At 64.2% G+C, this 22446-nt stretch carries 18 protein-coding genes and 2 pseudogenes; 12 read left to right on the top strand and 8 right to left on the bottom strand.

The annotated features are described in order from the left end of the window. Window positions 1-34: 34 nt before the first annotated feature. A complete protein-coding gene (locus LQG66_RS03545) occupies window positions 35-928 on the bottom strand; it encodes a DMT family transporter (RefSeq protein ID WP_231323466.1) in 894 nt (297 codons plus the stop codon). A gap of 835 nt (window positions 929-1763) precedes the next feature. Between LQG66_RS03545 and LQG66_RS03540 the strand changes: the two genes are divergently transcribed. The 6 genes and pseudogenes from LQG66_RS03540 to LQG66_RS03515 all read left to right on the top strand — a co-directional run bounded on the left by LQG66_RS03540 (window position 1764) and on the right by LQG66_RS03515 (window position 8536). After that, window positions 1764-5531, top strand: a complete 3768-nt coding sequence (locus LQG66_RS03540; protein WP_231323464.1) for a vitamin B12-dependent ribonucleotide reductase — start codon at window positions 1764-1766, stop codon at window positions 5529-5531. Window positions 5532-5651: 120 nt separating this feature from the next. Beyond that, complete coding sequence (locus LQG66_RS03535; protein ID WP_231323462.1) at window positions 5652-6599, top strand: toll/interleukin-1 receptor domain-containing protein; 948 nt, start codon at window positions 5652-5654, stop codon at window positions 6597-6599. A 56-nt stretch (window positions 6600-6655) separates the two neighbouring features. Next, window positions 6656-7186: a hypothetical protein gene (locus LQG66_RS03530; RefSeq protein ID WP_231323460.1), complete on the top strand. Its 531-nt coding sequence runs from the start codon at window positions 6656-6658 to the stop codon at window positions 7184-7186. 110 nt (window positions 7187-7296) lie between these two features. Beyond that, window positions 7297-7494, top strand: a pseudogene (locus LQG66_RS37315) (metallophosphoesterase); the annotation flags it as partial. Window positions 7495-7846: 352 nt separating this feature from the next. Next, entirely contained in the window at window positions 7847-8065 is a 219-nt protein-coding gene (locus LQG66_RS03520; protein ID WP_231328094.1) for a metallophosphoesterase family protein, read from the top strand. Between the two features lie 102 nt (window positions 8066-8167). Next, window positions 8168-8536 carry a hypothetical protein gene (locus LQG66_RS03515; protein ID WP_231328093.1) on the top strand — a complete coding sequence of 123 codons (369 nt, stop codon included), beginning with the start codon at window positions 8168-8170 and terminating at the stop codon, window positions 8534-8536. A gap of 173 nt (window positions 8537-8709) precedes the next feature. On the opposite strand, the gene LQG66_RS03510 is transcribed toward LQG66_RS03515, so the two are convergent. After that, window positions 8710-9018: a hypothetical protein gene (locus LQG66_RS03510; protein ID WP_231323458.1), complete on the bottom strand. Its 309-nt coding sequence runs from the start codon at window positions 9016-9018 to the stop codon at window positions 8710-8712. A 383-nt stretch (window positions 9019-9401) separates the two neighbouring features. Here LQG66_RS03510 and LQG66_RS03505 point away from each other — a divergent pair. Beyond that, window positions 9402-9614 (top strand): annotated as a pseudogene (locus tag LQG66_RS03505) (DUF2442 domain-containing protein); the annotation flags it as partial. Between the two features lie 26 nt (window positions 9615-9640). Here LQG66_RS03505 and LQG66_RS03500 read toward each other — a convergent pair. The 3 genes from LQG66_RS03500 to LQG66_RS03490 all read right to left on the bottom strand — a co-directional run bounded on the left by LQG66_RS03500 (window position 9641) and on the right by LQG66_RS03490 (window position 13700). Then, window positions 9641-10384, bottom strand: coding sequence for a hypothetical protein (locus LQG66_RS03500; RefSeq protein ID WP_231323456.1), 744 nt, complete (start codon window positions 10382-10384; stop codon window positions 9641-9643). Window positions 10385-10868: 484 nt separating this feature from the next. Continuing rightward, entirely contained in the window at window positions 10869-12416 is a 1548-nt protein-coding gene (locus LQG66_RS03495; RefSeq protein ID WP_231323454.1) for a hypothetical protein, read from the bottom strand. 531 nt (window positions 12417-12947) lie between these two features. Continuing rightward, window positions 12948-13700: an SDR family NAD(P)-dependent oxidoreductase gene (locus tag LQG66_RS03490; RefSeq protein WP_231323452.1), complete on the bottom strand. Its 753-nt coding sequence runs from the start codon at window positions 13698-13700 to the stop codon at window positions 12948-12950. Window positions 13701-13794: 94 nt separating this feature from the next. On the opposite strand from LQG66_RS03490, the gene LQG66_RS03485 reads away from it, so the two are divergent. Then, entirely contained in the window at window positions 13795-14106 is a 312-nt protein-coding gene (locus LQG66_RS03485; RefSeq protein ID WP_231323450.1) for an ArsR/SmtB family transcription factor, read from the top strand. Window positions 14107-14187: 81 nt separating this feature from the next. Next, complete coding sequence (locus LQG66_RS03480) at window positions 14188-15339, top strand: IS110 family RNA-guided transposase (protein WP_231317924.1); 1152 nt, start codon at window positions 14188-14190, stop codon at window positions 15337-15339. 711 nt (window positions 15340-16050) lie between these two features. Here the strand turns inward: LQG66_RS03480 and LQG66_RS03475 are convergent. Together LQG66_RS03475 and LQG66_RS03470 are read right to left on the bottom strand one after the other, a co-directional pair. After that, window positions 16051-16284 carry a DUF2171 domain-containing protein gene (locus LQG66_RS03475; protein WP_231323448.1) on the bottom strand — a complete coding sequence of 78 codons (234 nt, stop codon included), beginning with the start codon at window positions 16282-16284 and terminating at the stop codon, window positions 16051-16053. Window positions 16285-17158: 874 nt separating this feature from the next. Then, window positions 17159-19228 (bottom strand): methyl-accepting chemotaxis protein, encoded by a 2070-nt coding sequence (locus LQG66_RS03470; protein WP_231323445.1) that lies wholly within the window; start codon window positions 19226-19228, stop codon window positions 17159-17161. A 263-nt stretch (window positions 19229-19491) separates the two neighbouring features. Between LQG66_RS03470 and LQG66_RS03465 the strand changes: the two genes are divergently transcribed. The 3 genes from LQG66_RS03465 (at window position 19492) to LQG66_RS03455 (ending at window position 21100) form a co-directional block, all read left to right on the top strand. Continuing rightward, window positions 19492-20172 carry a lysozyme family protein gene (locus tag LQG66_RS03465; protein WP_425601325.1) on the top strand — a complete coding sequence of 227 codons (681 nt, stop codon included), beginning with the start codon at window positions 19492-19494 and terminating at the stop codon, window positions 20170-20172. A gap of 144 nt (window positions 20173-20316) precedes the next feature. Beyond that, window positions 20317-20595, top strand: a complete 279-nt coding sequence (locus tag LQG66_RS03460) for a DUF2312 domain-containing protein (protein ID WP_231323443.1) — start codon at window positions 20317-20319, stop codon at window positions 20593-20595. Between the two features lie 154 nt (window positions 20596-20749). After that, on the top strand, window positions 20750-21100 hold the full coding sequence (locus tag LQG66_RS03455; protein WP_231323441.1) for a zinc ribbon domain-containing protein YjdM: 351 nt from the start codon (window positions 20750-20752) through the stop codon (window positions 21098-21100). A gap of 100 nt (window positions 21101-21200) precedes the next feature. Here the strand turns inward: LQG66_RS03455 and LQG66_RS03450 are convergent, their stop codons facing one another. Next, complete coding sequence (locus LQG66_RS03450; protein ID WP_231327678.1) at window positions 21201-22172, bottom strand: VOC family protein; 972 nt, start codon at window positions 22170-22172, stop codon at window positions 21201-21203. Between the last annotated feature and the right edge of the window lie 274 nt (window positions 22173-22446).

Below are 22446 nucleotides of genomic sequence, written 5' to 3'. Positions count from 1 at the left end.
GAGCCGGACAAGTCCCGATGGAGCGTACGGGCGCTCAGCCCCGCGTCGCCAGCGCCACCGCCGCGAGCGTGAAGGCGAGCGCTGCCAGCTGCCCTGCCCCGAGCGGCTCGCGCAGCGCGATCGCCGAGGCGACGACACCGATCACCGGCACCGCCATGGTGCCGATCGCCGCCACCGACGCGGGCAACCGCGACAGCGCCGCGAACCAGGCGACATAGGCGACGCAGAACTGGATCACGGTGGAATAGAACATCAGCGCCCAGTCGAGAGAATCGAGCTTCGTCCAGTCGGAATGCTCGACGGCGAATCCGACCAGCACGATCGGCACGCAGCCGACCCCGATCTGCCAGGCCGCCGCCGACAGCGGCGGCAGCCTGATCGGCAGCTTCTTGGCCATGACCGTGCCGAGCGCGAAGCCGAACGCGCCGCCCAGCACCATCAGGATGCCCGGCAGCTTGTCGCGGCTCGCCGACAGCCCGTTGGCGCCCATGATCGCGCCGAGCCCCGCGAACGCCATCACCAGCGCCAGCACACGCAAGGCCGTCGGCCGCTCGCCGAGGATCGGCCAGGCCAGCAGCGAGGCCCACACCGGCATCGTATAGGCGATCAGGGCCGCCTCGCCGGCCGGCAGCCACAGCAGCGCCAGCCCCATCAGCACCATCCACGCCGTGACGTTGAGCAGGCCGGCCAGCACGAGCCGCGGCCAGACCTCGCGCGGCACGGCCAGGCTCTGGCTGCTGACGAGCGCGAGCAGCGCCAGGAGGGCTGCGCCGACCATGCCGGTGGAGCCGCGCAGGGTCAAAGGCGGCAGCACGCCGACGAGGTGCTTGGTGACCGGCCAGTTGAAGCCCCAGCCGAGCGAGGTGATGGCAAGGAACATCAGCCCGGCGGGCGCGATTCGCCCGCTGGCCTTATGTGTGTCTGTCATGGAATCACCGGCGCCGTCTGTGGGAGGGCCAGCTTGCCGGCGTTTTCCCGGTCCCACCAGGGATTGTGGGGCATGCCTGCCCCGCGCCCCTCCCGCAAGCGCCCGTGAGTCCCGCCGATGCAAGCCAAACCCGCGATTTGCACGCGAATAAATTTGCCCCTGTGAACAGCGGGACGAAGCCCTGTGGACAGGCCGCCGCACAAATTTTTTCGGTTTCGAATCCGCGAGGACTCGCCGATAGTTACGGCCATCACGATACCGGCACACGCCCTGGTTATCCCGTACTTTCCCCCATATTTAGTGTTTGGTTAGGGAACCCCCACTAGTTCTTGACGGGGGAAGCGGAGTCGTCCTAGCTTCCGGCCCGGTTCGGCGCACTGTCATGTTTCGGGTCTGGCCGGCCGCTTCCCTCAGAGGGTTCGAGGACGATCACGCTTCCGGCCACCTGGCCCGGCGTGCGCGGCCTCGTCTGTCCCGCGCTGGGGCGGTCGTGCAGCCATGGTCCGCCTGGGACCCCACTAGATGTGGGGGCTCCCCTGCAGGGACGACGGAGCAGGATGGCACGCGTGACGCGTTGAGTGTGGTGCGTTGAGAAACAGACGGAGCGGGCAGCGGACGGGCTGCACGCGCCGGCAGGGGAAGACGGGCGAGACGCCGGACAACGGCGCGGCAGCTTCCGCCTTCCAAGGCTGAACGACAGACGGACCGGGCGACCGGTTGAACTGCGGCGGCAGATGAGCTCCCGGCATCCCCGGGGGCTCGCGGTCGTCGCCATCTGATGCAATGATCCCGGCCGCCAAACGCGGTCCGGCAAGAACAAATTGGGGCTCGACCGATGCGGATTGAACGGCGCAACACCACCGAAGGACAGTCTCCCTATGCAGGGATCGACTTCCGCCTCACCACGTCCGAGATCAAGAATCCGGATGGCTCGGTGGTGTTCCGGCTCGAGAATGTCGAGATCCCCCAGGTCTGGTCGCAGGTCGCCTCCGACGTGCTGGCGCAGAAGTATTTCCGGAAGGCCGGCGTCGCCGCACGCCTGAAGAAGGTCGAGGAAGAGAGCGTGCCGTCCTGGCTGTGGCGCTCGGTGCCCGACACCGACGCGCTCGCCGCGCTGCCCGAGAGCGAGCGCTACGGCAGCGAGCGCTCCGCCAAGCAGGTGTTCGACCGCCTCGCCGGCTGCTGGACCTATTGGGGCTGGAAGGGCAGCTACTTCTCCTCCGAGGAGGACGCGCAGGCGTTCTATGACGAGCTGCGCTTCATGCTCGCCAAGCAGATGGTCGCGCCGAACTCGCCGCAATGGTTCAACACCGGTCTGCACTGGGCCTACGGCATCGACGGCCCGGGCCAGGGCCACTATTACGTCGACTACAAGACCGGCAAGCTGACCAAGTCGAAATCCTCCTACGAGCATCCGCAGCCGCATGCCTGCTTCATCCAGGGCGTCGAGGACGATTTGGTCAATGACGGCGGCATCATGGACCTGTGGGTGCGCGAGGCGCGCCTGTTCAAATACGGCTCCGGCACCGGCTCCAACTTCTCCCGCCTGCGCGGCGAAGGCGAGAAGCTGTCGGGCGGCGGCCGCTCGTCCGGCCTGATGAGCTTCCTCAAGATCGGCGACCGCGCCGCGGGCGCGATCAAGTCGGGCGGCACCACGCGCCGCGCCGCCAAGATGGTCGTGGTCGACGCCGACCATCCGGACATCGAGGCCTATATCGACTGGAAGGTGAAGGAGGAGCAGAAGGTCGCCGCCCTCGTCACCGGCTCCAAGATCAACCAGAAGCACCTGAAGGCCGTGATGAAGGCCTGCGTCAATTGCGAGGGCTCCGGCGACGACTGCTTCGATCCCGAGAAGAACCCGGCGCTGCGCCGCGAGATCAAGCTCGCGCGCCGTTCGCTGGTGCCCGACAACTACATCAAGCGGGTGATCCAGTTCGCCAAGCAGGGCTACAAGGACATCGACTTCCCGATCTACGACACCGACTGGGATTCGGAAGCCTATCTCACCGTCTCCGGCCAGAACTCCAACAACTCGGTGTCGCTGAAGGACGACTTTTTGCGCGCGGTTGAAACGGACGGGGATTGGAATCTCGTCGGCCGCACCAACAAGAAGATCGTCAAGACGCTCAAGGCACGCGACCTCTGGGAGAAGATCGGCCACGCCGCCTGGGCTAGCGCCGATCCCGGCCTGCACTTCAACTCGACGATGAACGACTGGCACACCTGCAAGGCGTCCGGTGACATCCGCGCCTCCAATCCGTGCTCGGAATACATGTTCCTGGACGACACGGCGTGCAACCTCGCCTCCGCCAACCTGCTGACGTTCTACGACATCAAGGCCAAGCAGTTCGACGTCGTAGCCTATGAGCATCTCTGCCGGCTCTGGACGGTCGTGCTCGAGATCTCCGTGCTGATGGCGCAGTTCCCGTCCAAGGCGATCGCCGAGCTGTCTTATGAGTTCCGCACGCTCGGCCTGGGCTACGCCAATATCGGCGGCCTCCTGATGACCATGGGCCTGCCCTATGACAGCAAGGAAGGCCGCGCGCTGTGCGGCGCGCTCAGCGCCATCATGACCGGCATCGCCTACAAGACCTCCGCCGAGATGGCCGGCGAGCTCGGCACCTTCCCGGGCTACAAGAAGAACGCCCTGCACATGCTGCGCGTCATCCGCAACCATCGCCGCGCCGCCCATGGCCAGGCGACCGGCTACGAGGCGCTCTCGGTCAACCCGGTGCCGCTCGACCACGCGCACTGCCCGCAGGTCTCGCTCGTCAGCCACGCCATCCAGGCCTGGGACGACGCGCTCGCGCTCGGCGAGACCAACGGCTATCGCAACGCCCAGGTCACCGTGGTCGCCCCGACCGGCACCATCGGTCTCGTGATGGATTGCGACACCACCGGCATCGAGCCTGATTTCGCGCTGGTGAAGTTCAAGAAGCTGGCCGGCGGCGGCTACTTCAAGATCATCAACCGCGCCGTTCCCGCAGCACTCCGCGTGCTCGGCTATCGCGAGAGCGAGATCGCCGAGATCGAGGCCTATGCGGTCGGCCACGGCTCGCTGTCGAACGCCCCCGGCGTCAACGTCTCGACCCTGAAGGCCAAGGGCTTCACCGATGAAGCCATTGCCAAGGTCGAGAAGGCGCTGCCGACCGCCTTCGACATCAAGTTCGTGTTCAACAAGTGGACCTTGGGCGAAGACTTCATCGTGAAGCAGCTCGGCGTCTCGACTGAGGCGATCGCCGCCCCGGGCTTCGACCTGCTGGCCGCCATCGGCTTCAGCAAGCGCGAGATCGAGGCCGCCAACGTGCACATCTGCGGCGCGATGACGGTCGAGGGCGCCCCGCATCTGAAGGCCGAGCATTACGCGGTGTTCGACTGCGCCAATCCCTGCGGCAAGGTCGGCAAGCGCTATCTCTCGGTCGAGAGCCACATCCGCATGATGGCGGCGGCGCAGCCGTTCATCTCGGGCGCGATCTCCAAGACCATCAACATGCCGAACGACGCCACGGTCGAGGACTGCAAGGCGGCGTATCTGTTGTCCTGGAAGCTCGCACTGAAGGCCAACGCGCTCTACCGCGACGGCTCGAAACTGTCGCAGCCGCTCAACTCGCAGCTCATCAGCGATGATGAGGACGAGGACGATGCGGTCGAGTCCTTCTACGAGAAGCCGATGGCCGCACGCGCCACGCAGGTCTCGGAGAAGATCGTCGAGAAGCTGGTCGAGCGCATCGTCGTGATGCGCGAGCGCGAGAAGATGCCGGATCGCCGCAAGGGCTACACCCAGAAGGCGGTCGTCGGCGGCCACAAGGTGTACCTGCGCACCGGCGAGTATGATGACGGCCGTCTCGGCGAGATCTTCATCGACATGCACAAGGAGGGCGCAGCACTGCGCTCCTTCATCAACAACTTCGCCATCGCGGTGTCGCTGGGTCTCCAGTACGGCGTGCCGTTGGACGAATATGTCGACGCCTTCACCTTCACCCGCTTCGAGCCGGCGGGCCCCGTGCAGGGCAACGACAGCATCAAGTACGCCACCTCGATCCTGGACTACGTGTTCCGCGAGCTCGCGGTCAGCTACATGTCGCGCTTCGACCTCGCCCATGTCGATCCCTCCGAGAGCAATTTCGACGCGCTCGGCCGCGGCGTCGACGAGGGCAAGATGACCGGCGAGCCCCAGCAGAACCAGGCCAGCAAGTACCTGTCCCGCGGCCTGACCCGTTCCCGCACCGACAACCTCGTCGTCATGCGCGGCGGCTCCCAGGCCGGCTCCTCTTCGACCGGGACGGTCGGAAGCGGCGCGAGCGATCGGGGTGGGGTCTCCGCCCTCTCCTCCTCCCGATCAGGAGATTCCTTCGAAGGCGCCACCGCCCTGAAGCAGGAGCCGCAGCACGACCTCTCGCCAACCGAGAAGCTCGAAGCGCTGCAATGGAGCAAGGCCGGCACCGCGGCGACGCAAGTCGCCTCCAAGGCCGAACGCCGCGCCGAAGCCAAGGCCAAGGGCTACGAAGGCGAGATGTGCTCGGAGTGCGGCAACTTCACGCTGGTGCGGAATGGGACGTGTATGAAGTGTGACACGTGCGGAAGCACGACAGGGTGCAGCTGATCGATTAACTAGAGGTAGAGGGCGGCGACAAACTCGCCGCCCTCGACGCAAAGGAACAAATCGTGCTCTTTTAGAGTACAAACGTTCTCACCCACCAGCTTCGTACCGACTGGACCGACGATGGCAAAGGCGTTTATTTCATACTCACACCGTGATGAGAGAGCGCTAGAGCGTCTCCATACACATCTGGCGACGATGACCCGAGAAGGGACTATTTCGACGTGGTACGATAGGGAAATTTTAGCTGGTGGGGAGATCGACCACGAGATTGCTTCTAGTTTTGCCAAAAGCGATCTCTTTCTAGCTCTCGTGAGCCCCGACTTCCTCGCATCCAGATATTGCTATGAGCAGGAGATGAAATCTGCGCTTGAGCGCCACGCTGATGGCACGATGCGCGTGGTCCCTGTTATCCTTGAACCTTGCGATTGGCGCTCGACTCCCCTCGGGAAACTGAAAGCGATCCCCAAAGACGGGAGAGCTATTTCGACATGGACGAATGAAAACGTTGCCTATCTCGATGTAGTCACAGAACTCCGTCGAATAACTGCCGAACAACAAACATCGAAATCAGAGGAGCCGCTGCCGAAGATCCAAGGTGAACGCGCACGAGCCGAGACACGAACCTATCGCATAAAAAAGAAGTTCGATTCTATCGACCGGGATGATTTTCGCAGAGAATCATTTGCAAAGATTCAACAATTTTTCCACGCCTCAGTCGATGAGCTCAACCAAGTCAGTGAACTGATACGGGCGCGATTCGAAAAAATAAACGAACTTGCATTTACCTGCACCGCCTTAAACAAGGCAAATAACCGCGAAGCAAACATCACGCTACGCGCCGATACCGAGCTTTTCGCGAGCAACATTGCGTTTTCATTTTCAAGACGAGCGGCACCAGGTACAGCAAATGGATTTGTCCACATAGATGCAGATGACTATGAACTTTATCTCAGATTAGACGACTTCTCACGCGGCCAAGCCCAAGGCGACAAAGCAGCAACCGCCGAAGAGGTCGCGGACGCGCTGTGGCGAAAATTCACTTCTAATGCGGGCATAGACCATGAGTAAAGATGTCCGCTATCAGCGTGGACTGATCCGATCTAAGACGCGAGCGAGACAAGCCCATGGCTGATTTCTTTCCGATTTTTGCAACAACTTCGCTCAGAAATGCATCCCCAGGATCGGTCGTGCTAGTTCCACGGCATAAAGGTCCTAAGCTCGCATTAGTCACGGATCAGATTGTAAACAATGCTCGATCTTTCGTCTGGATCACTCCGAATTTTCCCGGCAAGCCTCCGGCGATCTTTGAAGAGAACCGGCGCGATGAGCCATCTGTTCTCCAGTTTACTTCGCCGGTTCGGTTTGAGCTGAAACATGAGCCGGATAAATTGGATCCCACTGGCAGGGACTATTGGTACACCCCTGGCGTAATCGTATGTATCGGCGAGGATCTCTTCATTCGCGCAGTCCCGGGCGAGAATTTTTATGACGTTTATAAGCTAATAAACATTCGTGATGGGACTGTTTATAATGGTGAGCCACTTTCGCAAATGTGGACTTTTCTCACCTGGGAGCTCTGGATCCGAGATCCAAACAAGCTATGTGACAAAGTACTTGCAGCATTTGATGCGCGTTCGAATAGCACGCAATCATAGCAAGCGTAAGGCGGATTAGCGGAGCGTAATCCGCCGATTGACCGGATCAGCGCGTTACGCTTCGCTCACGCGCCCTAGGGATACGAGCACGCGGCTGGCCGCTCACCCCCATGGACCTCCACATCTTCTCCGATCTTCACGCCGACGTAGCCGACATCAAGCCGATCGCTGACCTCCCCGGGGTCGATGCGGTCGTCGTGGCCGGCGATGTCTGCGAGGGGGCGGTCAACGGATTCGCGCGGCTGCGCGAGATCGTGCCGGAGTCGGTGCCGATCGTGATGGTCATGGGCAACCATGAATATTATCACCGCACCTTTCCCGAGGAGCTCAAGCTGGCGCGGGCCGAGGCGGCGCGGTTCGGCGTGCATCTGTTGGAGAACGACGCAGTCGTGACGTCAGGCGTCCGCTTTGCGGGCGCCACGCTGTGGACCGACTATGCGATCTTCGGCCCCGGCAGCGAGACGGAGGCGATGGCCGCCTGCCTGGACGCCATGCACGACCATCGCTGCATCACCTGGCAGGACGAGCCGTGGCAGCGGTTCACGCCGCAGGAGGAGCTCGGCCTGTTCAGTGCCTCGCGGTCGTATCTGACGGACCTGCTGGAGACCCCGTTCGACGGACCGACCGTCATGGTCACGCACCACGCCCCCCGGCTGGGGCTTGGTCGCCAACAACTATCGCAACGACCGCGTCACCGCCGCCTTCGCCTCGGATCTCACCGAGCTGATCCTGGCGACCCAACCGGCGCTGTGGGTCCACGGCCACATCCACACGCCCTCGGACTATCGGATCGGATCGACCCGCGTTATCTGCAACCCGCACGGCTATGGCCGGGAGAACCCGGCGTTCGATCCGGCGCTGGTGGTGGAGGTCGCGTAGCCCGGATGAGCGAAAGCGACATCCGGGTTCATCACAGGCGGTGCGGGAGAATCCGAGTCTTCCTATCGCTCATCCAGGCTACGCGCTACTATGCTCACCACTATGAGCTACGCGGTCCTCAATCAATTGCGTCGTGGGAAGCCGCTCGCGGCCTCTGTTCCGTCCAAGTCGCCCGACCGGCTTGCCTGGATCGGCGTGTATCCTCTCGACATGGCATCGGACCATAGCCGGCGCTTTCTCGAGAACCACCGACAACCGATCCCGCTCCCCAACGTGCTGACCTGTCATATTCGCCACTTCGAGGTCGATCGCGGGCTTGTCGAACAGGATGTTTGGCTCTCGGAACGGGACCTTCAGAATTCCACCAGCTATTTCACGTTTGGAGACGAGGATCTCGTCAAAGCTCTGAAGCGGCTTGGCGTAGAGATCGAGCAGCTAGAACCGCACTGGAAAACGGACTACCCGATTTGAGTGCCGTAGCCCGGATGAGCGCAGCGACATCCGGGTTCATCACAGACGGTGCGGCAGGACCCGGATATCGCTTCGCTCATCCGGGCTACTGCTGGAACTATGGTGACGCTGCCGCCAGCGCGATTCCCGGGGCCGGCAACCGACACGCTCGGCGTCGAACGCCGACTGGTGCCCTATTTTTTCTTCTTCTTCCCGGCTGCGCCGGCCTGCTTGATGCCCTTGGCGTGCTTGTCGCCCTTGGCCCCGGACTTGTTCGGCTTTGTCAGACTGTCGTGATTTCCCTGATGGTCGCGGCCGGTGACTTGCTTCCGTGCAGCTGCCTTGGCTTTGCCCGCCTGGGCAGCTTTGATCTTGTCCTGCTTGCTGGACTTGGCGGCCTCGGCAGGAACTGCTGCCATAGCCACCATCGTCAGGCTGAGGACGCTGGCGAGCAGTCGACGTATGGTCATCATCGCCACCCTGGGAGGCTGGACTTCACGCATCCGTTTTCCTTCGCATTTACCTCAGGTTGATTCATCGACGACCACCAAGGCGTGAGTTTGTCCAAAATGCGAAACAGCCTGTAGCCCCTGAGGCGGATGAGCGGCTTGTCCACCGCAGCTCAACGAGCGAAGGCGGAAGCGTCATCCGGGAATTACGGAATTACAGTGACGCTGCATGTTATTAGCTAGTGCGAATGGACGGAATTACGGGGACGCTGCATTTTATTAGCTAAATGTCGCTCCACTCGAGCAGCCTCCTCGCCCGCCGGCCCTAGCGGAAACTGGCCGAGCGGTCGCCGGAATTACGTGACGCTGCGTTTAACTGATCCTGCGTATATGCCAGCTCCTGAAGGGACGCTGCATATCGGACGACCACACCCGCTGACCGGGACAAGGTCGAGATCAGCCGGGTCGGCCTGCATTGGGAAACACTCGACGAGGACATATCGGTCGCCGGCCTGCGCTGGCGCCCCAACCGAAAAACGCCTTACGAGGGCTCCATCCGATCTGCGGGTAACCGGCTGACAGCCGCGTGCGATCGTGTCGGAAGAACTGGCCTGCACGGACGCTCGAAGGAACGAATCCGCTTTTGTTGAGCATGAAGCCAGTAAGCGCAGCACCATTAGCAACTCGATTTACACTGATTGTACTCCGTCCGGCACTCCGCATTACAACTCGGTCGGCCTTCACTGAGACCAAAACCACATGCGCGCCCGCAACTCATCCAGCTCCTGGTACAATCGGCAGAGCAGTTCAAATTCTCCGCGCGTGGTGCGCCGATCGTGTCGCCGGGGCGGGCGCGAGGAACTGCATGGGGCACGACCGGGACACTTGGCTCCCTGTTGGCCGCCACGCGCATTCCCAGCAGCGTTCCACTTCGATACGCATTGACCGAGTTCAGCGAAGCGTGGTGCTCAACCCATTCGCCGCTGATTTGGCTGACATTCACAACGCGAAAGTAGTACTCCGTGGTCGCCGGGGACGGTGAGTTGTCGCTTGCCGTAAAGCTCAATTCCGTGTCGTTGAACTGAACGTCACTAATCTGCCCTAGCCCTTCGATGGAATAGGTCTCACCCAGATAGGTAATCCCGAATGATTGAATGAGCGGGCCATTTATCCGTCGCATGAACTCGTCCATTCCCTCTTCAGCGACGTCGCCGCTGGTTTGCGTCAGCTTAATCTGCCAGGTGCCCACAAACGGACGCTTGGAGTCGGGCCCCGCTGCGATGGCGTTGCTGCCAACGAGCCAGAGCAGCGCAACAGCGCAAATGAGCCAACGCACCGTCCCGGTGTGGCGCCATGGGCGGCGTACAATCAAAGAGGAGTCGAACGGGCGAAAGCATCGCATGCCGGAGGGCATATTCATCGACCATTCTCCTCTGACGAATTGAGATCATTTGCTGGGTACTGCGGGATGTCGGGTCATGCCCAACTCGAAAGAGCAAATGCTCGGCACGGCGAGAAAACGCCGTTCCTAAACGGCGTTCTTGCCGAATGTCTCAGGATGCCATTTTGCGCGCTTCAACGTGTTGATATGAGTCAACCTATGCGAGCGATGCTCGATTTGCGTGCGTGCGTGTCAGCGCGCTTAGGATCAGCCTAGCCTCATCCGCCATTTTGGGATCAGGGTGACGCAGCGCCTTACGGCCAATGCGAATCCATCCACCGTCCGACTATCGGAACGGATCAACCCGCGTCATCTGCAATCCGCACGGCTATCGCCGGGAGACTCCGGACTTCGATCCTGCGCTGGTGATCGAGGTCCCATAGCCCGGATGAGCGAAAGCGACATCCGGGACCTCACGAACTGCGCGGGAGACCCCGGATATCACTCCGCTCATCCGGGATACTTAGCGGAAACACACCGAGCGATCGCCGGGGGCGAAGGAGTTGCCCGGCATAGGTCGCAGCGCGGTCAGCTTGGGGTCGGCGTTCGTCAGTCGCTTGGAATAGGCGCCGAGCGCGGCGTTCATGGTGTTCAGCCGGTCCTGGGCGTCGGTGCGCTGCAGCGGCAGCGTGACCACGCCGGAGGCGTAGACTTCGGCCCGGGACCATTGCTGGCCCTGCACGATGCGGCCGACGAGGCGCGACTTCAGGTCGGCGGCGCTGTCGCCCGCGGCGCTCTTAGCCCCGACGACATTCGGCGGCAGCAGGCTGGGGTTGACGATCCAGCCACGCGGCTTGGCGACGTTGTTGCCGAACAGGATCAGCTCGTCGAGCGTGTTGTTCAGGGCCACATAGTCGCGCAGCGGCAGGCTGACATCCCCGGTTCCGGTCTCCTGGACATGGCTCGCCAGATGAGGACCGGTGGCGCAATAGGTGCCGAACGCGAGCTTCACGCTGCCGGAGCTCATGATCATGTAGCTGCCGGCGTCCGAGCCGCCCGGGGGCGACGGCGCGTCGTCGCCGCAGAAGGTGCCGTGCGACGAGGCATCCTGCAGGGAGTGCAGATAGAGCCCGATCCTGGCCACCTGGACCGGCACGGGCGGCTTCTTCGGATCGTCGAACAGCACGCCGGTGGTGCGGCTCTTGTCGTCCAGCCAGGATTTCAGCTGGGTGTAATCGACGACGGCGCTGGGATTGCTGTTGTCGAGAATCTTGGGTCCCGAGGTCACGTTGATGGCCGGCCCGATGGCGTAGTTCTCCAGCAGTGGCACGTTGCCGCTGATCGGGACGTTCGCCAGGCATTTCGGGCCGCTGAAGTTCGAGGAGCCATTGGGCGTCGTGTATCCCGCCGTGCACAGCAGGCCCGGGCCGTCGTCCGCCTTCATGGCCCATTGCCGGAGGTCGTAGAGCGTGCCCTGATAGACGTCGTCGATGGTGATGGGATAGCCGGGCGGCGGATAGTGGAACGGATAGACCGCCTGGACCCCGCTGGCGCCATGCACATCGGTGCCCTGCCCGTTGGGCGAGAAGTTCAAGAGATAGTGATAGAGCGGCCCGTCGGTGGTGTTGTTGGTGCGCTGGAAGCCGTTGAACTTGGCCGTGATGTAGCTGGATCCCGAATTCGTTGATGTCGCCTGCACGCCGCACTGATCGATCGGCGCATATTGCGCGTAGTCGGAGTTCTCGTTATACGCGGCGATCCAATAGGCGACGTCGGCGCGATAGCCGAGCGCCTGGGCGATGAAATAGGTCGAGTCGGCATGGACCATGCTGCGGCCGGGCGGGATGACGGCGAACTGCACCGCCTCGAGCAGGCAGCCCCGATTGAGCGCTTCCGTCGGATCCTTGCACGCGCTGGCCGGCGCGAGACAGTTCCTCAGGCCCTCACCGACGCGCTGGACGCAGATGTCCTCCAGAAACGCGCGCGCGGTGCGCGGCGCTGTCAGCCCCCAGCCGAGAACCGCCGATCCCACGACGACAGATAGGGTCGAAAGTGCAAAGCCAATGCGCATGATCAAATCCTTCGTGATTCGAAATCCAGCCGGGTCGGGACCTTGCGTCATGGCAAAACGCCATGCGTCCAACCGGTGGTCGGTTGAAGCGGCATCGTTCGTGAATGCATCACGGATACGACAGACTCCGCTTCGACCTTACGGAAACGACTATCAACCTATAGTTGTTTTTGTCAATCGCTTTCGGCCCCGCTGGTCGTCATCGCGAGCGCAAGCGACGTGTCCGCCGAAGGGCGAAGGTGGAAGCAATCCAGAATCCCACCGCGGAGACAAGTCTGGATTGCTTCGCTTGCGCTCGCAATGACGGCGAGATGGCGGAGGCAATGACGGCCATTCGCCAGAGCCGGGTTTCAGGCGCGTAGGGTGGGCAAAGGCGCGCCCGTACGCGCCATGGGGTAAAACGTCTCACGCGCCGTGCCCACCGTCCCCACCCACCGCTGCCGATGATGGTGGGCACGCGCCGCCTCACGGCGGCGCTTTGCCCACCCTACGGTTCGCTGGTCGTTGTTTCGAGCGCAGCGACGTGACGCCTCAGCGCAAACCGCCGGTCACATGCAGCGTCTCGCCGGTGACATAGGACGCATCATCCGAGGCGAAGAACGCCACGGCCGCGGCGATCTCCTCGGCTTTGCCGACGCGCCCGAGCGGGGTGGTCGTTTCGATCCAGTTGCGCATGTCGCCCTCGTGCAGGCCCGCGGCGACGACGCCTTCGGTCACGATCATGCCGGGATTGATGGCGTTGACGCGGATCTTGCGCGGCGCCAGCTCCTTCGACAGCACCGAGGAGATGGCGTCCACCGCGGCCTTGGTCGCGGAGTAGACGGCGGTGTTCGGCGGCGCCAGGGTCGACGCGCCCGAGGAGATGTTGACGATGCTGCCGCCGGCCGGATTGAAATGGCGCGCGGCTTCCTGCGACACCAGCAGAAGCCCGAGCACGTTGAGATCGAACTGGCTGTGGAAGTGCTCCGGCGTGATGCCGTCGAGCGGCGCGAAGGCGTAGACGCCGGCATTGTTGACGAGGATATCGATCGCGCCCAGCGCCTTGACGGTCTCGGCAACGACTGATTTCACCTGGTTGGCGTCGGTCAGGTTGCCGCGGACGGCCACCGCCTTGCCGCCCTTGCCGGTGATCGCCGCGACGACACGCTCGGCGCCCTCCTTGCTGGCGCTGTAGTTGACGGCGACCGCGGCGCCCTCCGCCGCCAGCCGCGCCGCGATCTCGGCGCCGATCCCCTTGGATGCGCCCGTCACCAGCGCCACCTTGCCTTCGAGTCTCTTGCTCATCTTTCTCTCCACATTGCGCTATGGCGCTACCGTTCAATAGTTCAGAACTAGTGAACCATTGAATGAGTGCAAGGCCGTCGCTATATGTTTTTTCATGGCGCAATTGTTTCACCCCTCGCGCGAGAACATCACCTTGGCCGGCGTGCTGGCCGCGCTCGCCGACCCGATGCGGCTGCGCATCGTCAGGAGCCTGATCGCGCAGAACGACTGCATGTCCTGCACCGAGGCCGCGCCCTGCCCCGGCATGGCCAAATCGACGCTATCCAACCATTTCCGGATCCTGCGCGAGGCCGGCCTGATCCAGACCACGAAAAAGGGCGTCGAGCACCGCAACGTCGTGCGCGAGGCCGACATCAATGCGCGGTTTCCCAAGCTGCTGAAGACGATTTTGGGCTGCGCGGAGTGAAAACGTAGATTCCATGGGGGAGCGGTGAGCGAGCCCTTCCGATAGGTTTGGGTTTCCACACTCGAACCCTCGGAGAGTCAGATGCAAGCTTCGACCCAAGGCACGCTCACCGCCGGAGATACTGGCACGATTTTCGTTGCAATTGAACTCAGCCAGAAGAGCTGGCTGATCACGTTGCACAGTCCCGATCAGGGACGGATGTCGCGGCACAAGCTCGACGGAGTCGATCAGGTCGGGTTGCTGGCGTTGATCGCCAAGACGCGGGCCCGGGCGGCGCAGAAGCTCGGATCGGAGCCGCGCGTGGCGAGCTGCTACGAGGCCGGCTATGACGGCTTCTGGCTGCACCGGTTGCTGGTCGCGAACGGAATCGACAATCTGGTGTTCGATCCGGCAAGCATCGCGGTCGAGCAGCGCGCACGGCGGGCAAAGACGGATCGGATCGACGGCGAGCTGTTGCTGCGCACGCTGATGGCCTATTTGCGCGGCGAGCCCCGGGTGGTCCGGATCGTCCGGGTGCCGACGGTGGAGCAGGAGGACGCCCGGCGGGTCAGCCGCGAGCGCGACCGGCTGGTCACGGAGCAGACGGCCCACACCAACCGGATCAAGGCGCTGCTGCGGCTGTCCGGCCTGGAGGTCGGCGCGCCGCGCCGCCGCAACTGGCTCACCTGGCTGGAGCAGCAACGCGACTGGCAGGGTGAGCCGCTGCCGCCCCACGTTCTGGCCGAGGTCAAGCGCGAGCACGCGCGTCTGATGCTGGTGCGCGAGCAGCTCGCGGCGCTGGAGCAGAGCCAGGAGGCCGCGCAGGCGGCTGTCGTTCCGGAGGCGATGGCCAAGCGGCGGGAGCAGCTGCAGCGGCTCAAGGGGCTCGGGCCGGCCTTCGCCACGACATTGGCGGGCGAGCTGTTCTACAAGGACTTCCGCAACCGGCGCGAGGTCGCCAGCTATTGCGGCCTGACACCGAGCCCATGGAAGAGCGGCGGCATCGATCGTGAGCAGGGCATCAGCAAGGCGGGCAATCCGCACGTCCGCCTGAAGACGATCGAGCTGGCTTGGCTCTGGGTCCGCCATCAGCCGGACAGCGCGCTCAGCCGCTGGTTCCAGACCCGCACGCTCAACACCGGCAAGCGTGTCAGGCGCATTGCGATCGTGGCGCTGGCGCGCAAGCTCGTCGTGGCGCTGTGGCGCTATCTCGAGACCGGCCTCGTGCCCGAGGAGGCCCTGATGAAGGCGTAAACGAACTTCGCGATCAGGCCCGCGGTTCGCCGCGGTCTTGCGAGGATGGATGATGACCGTGCCACCCTAGGGCCGTACCACCAGCCGTCTTGTAGATGGGTCTCATCCTCTTTGGCTTCTCGCCGCAAGCATGCGGAACATGGGCCCGGATGACTTCATCCGACCGGATATGAGGTGATGCAGCGGACAGCTGCAGAATCTTCGCAAGCCAGTCCTCGACCGAGACCGCAGGTTCGTGGCGCCAGACGTCGCCCTGCCCACCCGCAAAGCCGCCGTCCGCTACGGCGCAAAATCGAGAGCGCGCGGACGTCGGCTTTGCTCCGCCGAACACACCACCTCTAAGGAAACGAACGGCATCCTCGAAAAAACAACCTCGACCTATCGAACGAGACTTGACTCACAAGACCCCATATGAGGGTGGGCAAAGGCGCGCCCCTGAACGCGCCCGTCGGACACGCTGTCTGCCGCGCCGTGCCCACCGCCCGCACCCACCACCACCGACGGTGGGCACGCGCCGCCTCACGGCGTCGCTTTGCCCACCCTACGGTTGTGAGTTTGCGGCGACGTCCTCGTCACCAAGTTCTCAAATCGGGACCCTCATGGTGACGAGCGCCGCCTGCGGCGCGTCTCGAACCATGAGGTCCGGATGTGTCGGCGCATGGTCCACCTCTGCGAGGTGAACGGCGCGTGATGCGTCGCTGTTCTCGCCCCCTACTTCTCCTGCTCCATCGTCACGGCCACCGCGCCGATCGCCGACAGCCGCACCTTGTCGCCTTCGACCTCGGCGACGAGGCTCTTGTCGATGAAATGGTGATGTCCCTTGTGGCTGCCCTCGCCGCTGTCCTGCTTCGTCAGCTTGATACGATTGCCTTCAACGCCGTCGACGGTGCCGACATGCACGCCGTCGGCGCCGATGATCTCCATGTGTTCCTTGATGTCCTGCATGGCGGAGTCCTCTCGCGGCTGACCTGGAAGCTGCTTCAACCGGCTTATGGGACAAGTGTTCCGCGACGTGCATCCGCGCAAACGGAGCCGTAGGGTGGACAAAGCGACGCCGCAGAGCGGCGCGTGCTCACCATCACCGCCCGTGGGTGCGGACGGTGGGCACGGCGCGGGACACAGTTTGCCCGATGAGGTCGCGCCCGGCGCGCCTTTGCCCACCCTGCGGCAGCTTGCGCGCGGCGACATCGCCTGCGCCCCACGGCCAATTTCATCAAACTCATCAAGCTGATTTGCCCTGTCCAGTCCTTCGGCAAAAAATAATTATCTTTCGCTTTTCCGGAAATCATGATTGTCTATCGCCATCCCGCCTCACGAGAGGGGCGCATCGCGATCGTCACGAGACGTTGGGTTGCGGGATGCGGTGGCTGCAAGCGTGCTGCAGCGGGCTTCGTGCTCGCCGACGAACGGCAGGCTTTGCGGACGTGAAGACGCGTGGTCCTGGCGCCCCGATGCTGGCGCTAAGTCTTCTGGTGATGATGATCCGGAAGGCGACGGTGGCTATCAAGCCCGGACACCGGGGAGAGCGCGAGATAAGCGTGAAAACCATCGCGCGGGGAATGCCGGGACGTCTCGGCTGAACCTGTGGTGACTGCCGCCTGCTTTCTTGTCGCAGGCGGGCCATGGGTGCGGCCAGCGCCCGGCATTCCCCGCGCCCTCTCTGCTCAGAGGGCAAACGACCGGCACAGCTCGGACGCGATGCGCGCCGCGAGATCGCGACGACGCATGCCTGAGGCTGCGCTGGCGCGGTTGCGCGGTCGAAGGAGCGCGCATGCTGAGATGAGCGACGATCCCGCCGTCGCGGCCGGCGCACGCAGGCCTACGCCCTTCGCACCGTGCCGAGGAAGCCCTCCACCGCCACGCGGAAACGGTCGGCATCGGTGGACATCCGGCGCACGGAATCGACCATCGCGGCCCCCGCATTGCCGGTCTGGCGGTTGAGGGCCGCGACCGAGCCGATCGTGTCGGTGACGGCGCGGGTGCCCTGCGCGGCCTGCTGGAAGTTGCGCGAGATCTCGGTGGTGGCGGCCCGCTGCTGCTCGACCGCGGCCGCGATCGCCGTCATCTTCTCGTCGATGCCGGAGATGTTGAGGCTGATCGCGCGGATCGCCACGACCGACTCGCCGGTGGCGGCCTGGATCTCGGCGATCTGCCGCGTGATGTCGTCGGTCGCGCTGGCCGTCTGCGACGCCAGGTTCTTGACCTCGCCGGCGACGACGGCAAAGCCGCGGCCGGCCTCGCCGGCCCGGGCGGCCTCGATGGTCGCGTTGAGCGCCAGGAGGTTGGTCTGGCTCGCGATCGCGGTGATCATCTTGACCACCTCGCCGATGCGGTTGGCGGCGCGGTCGAGCATCTCGACGGTGGCATTGGTCTGCGCCGCCTTCTCGACCGCCTGGCGGGCATCGGCGGCGGAGGCCTGAACCTGAGTTGCGATCTCGGCGACCGAGGCCGTCAGCTCTTCGGTCGCCGCCGCAATGGTCTCCAGATTGCTCGTCGCGGTCTCGGCGGCGCTGGCGACGGCGGCGGTCTGCTCGGTGGAATCGTCGACCAGCGTTCGCACGTCGGCGGCGCTGGAATCGAGCTGGCCGGTCGAGTTGCCCATGCTGACGATGACCGCCTGCACGGTGTCGTCGAAACTGCGGCAGGCGCTGTCGATCGCCTGCGAGCGTTCCAGCCGCTTGCCCTGGTCCTGCTCGCGCTCGCGCGCCAGTTGGTCCGCCGTCGCGGCGCTCTCGCGCAGGCCTTCGAGGGCGGACGCCATCGCGCCGAACTCGTCGGCATGACCGAACTGCGGCACCGGCGTCTGATAATCACGCTGGCCGATCCGCTCGATCGACTGCATCAGCGCGCGCACCGGGCGCACCAGCCGGACCCGCACGGAGCGCAGCGCCACGACCGCCACAAGCAGTGCGGCGACGAACGCGATGGACTGCGCGACGAGGCTGCGCAGCGCCGCCGCCTTGAGCGCCTCGGCGCGAGCAATCGAGGCGTCGAGCGCCGTGATGCCGATCGCGATGATGCCCTGGAACGGAGCCTGGCAGAACGCATTCCATTCCGGTGCCGGCATCACCGGCTTGCCGCTGCCGTCGAGGCCCTTCGTGATCTGGTCCATCCGCTGATGCGCCGCGTCGACCTCGACCCGCGATGTCTTGACCACAATGGCGAGTGCGGAGCCTGCGGCGCCCGCCATCAGGTCGTCCAGCCCGCTCCAGCCGGCGTTGATGGTGCCGCGCCCCTGCGCGATCGAGCTCTTCTGGGCCTCTTCGAGCGGCTTGGAGCTGTTGATGTTGGGACGCAGCAACGAGCACTGCAGGCCATAGCGGTCGCGGACCTGCCAGGCCAGGCGGCGCGCCTGCACCATCTTCGCGATCGTCGGATCGGTCATCCAGACGCGGTTGGAGACCGCCAGCGACGCGGCGTTGGCCGAGTCCAGCGTCTTCGTCATCTGATCATACCAGGCATTGGTGCGCGCCAGCACGCGCTCGGCGCGCGGCCGCGCCGCCTCGTCGAACAGCAGCTTGAACTGCGGCACGGTGGCGTCCCAGTTCGCTTTCAGCCTGGCCACGAGGTCGCCGCGATCGGGCAGATCGACGCCGGCGAGCGCAGCCAGAATGCCGTCATAGCTCTTCGTCTCGATGCCCTGATATTCGGCGAGCTTGGCGCGGGGATCCTCCTCGCTGAGCAGCGCGCTCTGAATGTCGCCGCGATGGGCGCGCATGACGAGAACGTTCTGGAAGATCGCCTTGTCGGCCGCCGCGAGCTGTTCGGTCTCGACGCTCTCGTTGTAACGTGCCGTCGCACCGCTCATCAGGACGGCCGTGGACACCAGGATGCCCGCCGCCAGCACAGACAACAACACCATCAATAAGGTACTGACCGATTTCTTCATCACGCACCATCCCACCACAGAGAGCTACACCATGACGCGGTTGCACGAATTCTTCCTTAACCCTGATGGCGCGACCAGCGTTGGGAGCTGATGAGTTGCCTGAGCGCCGTACTCAGATACTACAAACAAGCCGCAGGCGGCGCGGGGCCAGTCGCTGGAACGCGCTGCTCCGCCGCACCAGGCGGATAGCTGCGCGCAGCGCGCGCTGGCTGCGCCGGAAAGTGACGACAACGCCGCGCGCACTGAAGATCGCCGCCATCACCGTGCTGGTGCTCGCCGCCTTTGCGCTGGTGAATCTCGCCTATCATGTGATGCGCAAGCCGACCGAGCTGTTCATCGTCGCAGGCCATTCGCTCGACAAGGAGCCGGAGCAGACTTGGCGGCAGTATGGCGCGCTGTTCCGCGACAATGCGACGCGATCGATCACGGCGGACCTGCTGGCCGCGCTGGCGCAGACGGAGAGCTCCGGCAATCCGGTCGCGCGCACCTATTGGCGCTGGCGCCTGGCGTGGAATCCGTTCGCGCTGTATCAGCCGGCCTCCAGCGCCGTCGGCCTGTTCCAGATGACCGACGGCGCCTTTGCCGAGGCCGCGCGCTTCTGCATCAGGGATCATGAGGTCACGGCCGACGGCTGCGGCGCATCGAGCCTCTACATCCGCGCCTGGCCCGCGCATGCAGTGGCGCTCACGGCGATCTATCTCGACCGCCAGGTCGCCGCCGTGCTCGCACGCTCGCCCGCCGCGAAGCCGACGGCACGGGAGACACAGGATCTCGCCGCCGTCATCCATCTCTGCGGCGCCGGCCCTGCCGCGGGCTTCGTGCGCCGCGGCTTCAGGCCCGATGACGGCGAGCGCTGCGGCGACCATTCGGTCGCGGGCTACCTCGGCAAGGTCAATGCGATGAAGAAGCAGTTCCGGGCACTGGCGGCGGCGGAGCGGAGCTAGAGAATGGAACCGTTCGGCAGGCCCGGCCCGCGCCCGGTTCCGCGTTAAGCACGTCGCATTTGCAGGGCGGGCAAGCGGCTGCCGTTAACACATTGGCAATGAACTGCCGCGCATTTTCGGGGTCCCATTAGTGTAGGAGTCACCATGTCAGACATCGGCATTCCCGGCGCGCGCATCCGGTCCTTCGTCGAGCGGATCGAGCACCTCGATGGCGAATTGGCGGAGCTGAACGAGCAGAAGAAGGAAGTATTCGCCGAGGCCAAGGGCGAGGGCTTCGACGTCAAGATCCTGAAGGAGATCATCAAGCTGCGGAAGCAGGACCAGGACGAGCGCGACGAGCACGAGACCCTGCTCGACACCTATCTGCGGGCCATGGAATCGGCCGAGAGCGCGCCCAAGGTCGCAGAGAAGAAGGCGGCGTGACGACGGGCTGGCTCGGCCAGCGACATGTCAACAACGGCAGCGCGCAACGTATCTGCGATGCGCGCTGTGACTGCAGGCAGGGCGCGATTTCCCTTGCCCGGTTCCACCCGAGCCTCTAACGCTGCGCACGCTTCCAGCAGCACCTGAGGATGAGATGACCGACGCGATGACCTGCCCGCAATGCCGCTCCGAGCACGCCTATCAGGACGGCGCGCTGTGGGTCTGTCCGGAATGCGGTCATGAATGGAGCGGCGACGCCGCGAACGCTGCGGCGGCAGGTGACGACGTCAGCATCCGCGATGCCAACGGCAATGTGCTCGCCGACGGCGACAGCGTCATCGTGATCAAGGACCTCAAGGTCAAGGGATCGTCCTCGGTGGTCAAGGGCGGCACCAAGGTCCGCAACATCCGCCTGCAGGAAGCGACCGACGGCCACAACATCGCCTGCAAGATCGACGGCATCGGTCAGATGAACCTGAAGTCGGAGTTCGTGCGCAAGGCGTGAGGATCGTCACGTCCGGACGACTCATCCGCGGGACGTGAGGACGCGCACGGCGCGGCTTGCAGCGTCGAGGCAAATCAGCTCCATGATGCGGGTCAACGGGTCACACCCGGATCAGTTTGACTCGCGTACCCCAGGGATCGGCAGTCTCCAGACCGTTCGCGAGTGGCGTGAGCGTTGCACCCGCCTGGCGCAGCCGCGTGTCTTGTCCGGCGAGGAGTTCTTCGCTTTCGACCTCAAAGGAGAACCACGACAGGCCTGTGGTGCCGTCGTCGCGGCGGCCGGCACCGGCGCTGCGCCAGGTGTTGGCGCCGATGTGATGGTGATAGCGGCCAGACGACAGGAAGGCGGCGCGGTCGATCGTCCGCGTCGGCTGCAGCCCGATCAGCCCGGTGTAGAAGCTGGCAGCCTCGCCGATATCACCGACCTTGAGATGGACGTGGCCGATGCGCAGGCCTTCTGGCGCGCCCGCGTAGTTGCTGGTGCGCGTATCGGTCAGGGCGACGAGGTCGTCGACGTCGAGCTGCTCGGTGCCCATCCTGACGACGCCGTCGCGCCACTGCCAGAGCTCCGGCGCGCGGTCGGCATAGACCTCGACGCCGTTGCCCTCGGGGTCGTCCAGATAGACGGCCTCGCTGACATTGTGGTCGGCAAAGCCAGTCAGCGGCGTGCGGTTGCGCGCGACATGCACGAGCCAGCGCGCGAGGTCCTTGCGCGTCGGCATCAGGAACGCCGTGTGGAACAGACCGGCCGCACGGGGCGATTCACGGCTCGCGTCGGGGCGCGGCTCGAGCTCGACGAGCGGCACGCCGCCGGCGCCGAGGCGGACCGACATCGTCGTCCGCTGCATCACCGACAAGCCGATGACGTCGCGGTAGAAGGCCGCGACCTTGTCCGGGTCAATCACGCGCAAAGTGACCATGCCGATGCGGATCGGCGTGCGGCTCGCGAAGGTCGGGCCCGCGACGGTGCTCTCGCCGCCACTTTCGGCGCGGGCGGCAGCGATGGCCGCCAACGTCATCGACGAAGCGCCGGCGATCTCGAGCAGCGCGCGGCGCGTGAATTCGGCTGTCATGAAGTCCCCCGGGATCTCTTCCGTTGTCCTACGGAGCGAAGGGCTGTTTGCGCAAGCCCGGCGCTCGGCGCAGGCCGTCACGTGGGTGTGAGCCGTGCGGCGGCCGCCTCCCAGCACCGCACCGCATTCGGAATTCAACACTGGACGGGCCAGTTCGACTTGGCGAAAGGCTGGGCTCGCCCCGCGCGGCATTGGAGCCTGCAGGCCCGTCGTCTGCAACCGCCGCAGGACTGCGCAGGCGCTGCCCGTTCTTTGACATCCGCCGAACTACACG

The sequence above is a fragment of the Bradyrhizobium ontarionense genome, from assembly GCF_021088345.1.
Taxonomy (GTDB): Bacteria; Pseudomonadota; Alphaproteobacteria; order Rhizobiales; family Xanthobacteraceae; genus Bradyrhizobium; species Bradyrhizobium ontarionense.
This window is presented reverse-complemented; position numbering and strand designations above follow the sequence as displayed.

What these genes read in the sequence shown, in the direction of transcription:
- LQG66_RS03495 (WP_231323454.1), bottom strand. Translation starts at nt 12,416, where the DNA reads ATGCGCATTGGCTTTGCACTTTCGACCCTATCTGTCGTCGTGGGATCG.
- LQG66_RS03540 (WP_231323464.1), top strand. Translation starts at nt 1,764, where the DNA reads ATGCGGATTGAACGGCGCAACACCACCGAAGGACAGTCTCCCTATGCA.
- LQG66_RS03470 (WP_231323445.1), bottom strand. Translation starts at nt 19,228, where the DNA reads ATGAAGAAATCGGTCAGTACCTTATTGATGGTGTTGTTGTCTGTGCTG.
- LQG66_RS03530 (WP_231323460.1), top strand. Translation starts at nt 6,656, where the DNA reads ATGGCTGATTTCTTTCCGATTTTTGCAACAACTTCGCTCAGAAATGCA.
- LQG66_RS03490 (WP_231323452.1), bottom strand. Translation starts at nt 13,700, where the DNA reads ATGAGCAAGAGACTCGAAGGCAAGGTGGCGCTGGTGACGGGCGCATCC.
- LQG66_RS03535 (WP_231323462.1), top strand. Translation starts at nt 5,652, where the DNA reads ATGGCAAAGGCGTTTATTTCATACTCACACCGTGATGAGAGAGCGCTA.
- LQG66_RS03500 (WP_231323456.1), bottom strand. Translation starts at nt 10,384, where the DNA reads ATGAATATGCCCTCCGGCATGCGATGCTTTCGCCCGTTCGACTCCTCT.
- LQG66_RS03510 (WP_231323458.1), bottom strand. Translation starts at nt 9,018, where the DNA reads ATGCGTGAAGTCCAGCCTCCCAGGGTGGCGATGATGACCATACGTCGA.
- LQG66_RS03480 (WP_231317924.1), top strand. Translation starts at nt 14,188, where the DNA reads ATGCAAGCTTCGACCCAAGGCACGCTCACCGCCGGAGATACTGGCACG.
- LQG66_RS03450 (WP_231327678.1), bottom strand. Translation starts at nt 22,172, where the DNA reads ATGACAGCCGAATTCACGCGCCGCGCGCTGCTCGAGATCGCCGGCGCT.
- LQG66_RS03460 (WP_231323443.1), top strand. Translation starts at nt 20,317, where the DNA reads ATGTCAGACATCGGCATTCCCGGCGCGCGCATCCGGTCCTTCGTCGAG.
- LQG66_RS03455 (WP_231323441.1), top strand. Translation starts at nt 20,750, where the DNA reads ATGACCGACGCGATGACCTGCCCGCAATGCCGCTCCGAGCACGCCTAT.
- LQG66_RS03485 (WP_231323450.1), top strand. Translation starts at nt 13,795, where the DNA reads ATGGCGCAATTGTTTCACCCCTCGCGCGAGAACATCACCTTGGCCGGC.
- LQG66_RS03515 (WP_231328093.1), top strand. Translation starts at nt 8,168, where the DNA reads ATGAGCTACGCGGTCCTCAATCAATTGCGTCGTGGGAAGCCGCTCGCG.
- LQG66_RS03545 (WP_231323466.1), bottom strand. Translation starts at nt 928, where the DNA reads ATGACAGACACACATAAGGCCAGCGGGCGAATCGCGCCCGCCGGGCTG.
- LQG66_RS03475 (WP_231323448.1), bottom strand. Translation starts at nt 16,284, where the DNA reads ATGCAGGACATCAAGGAACACATGGAGATCATCGGCGCCGACGGCGTG.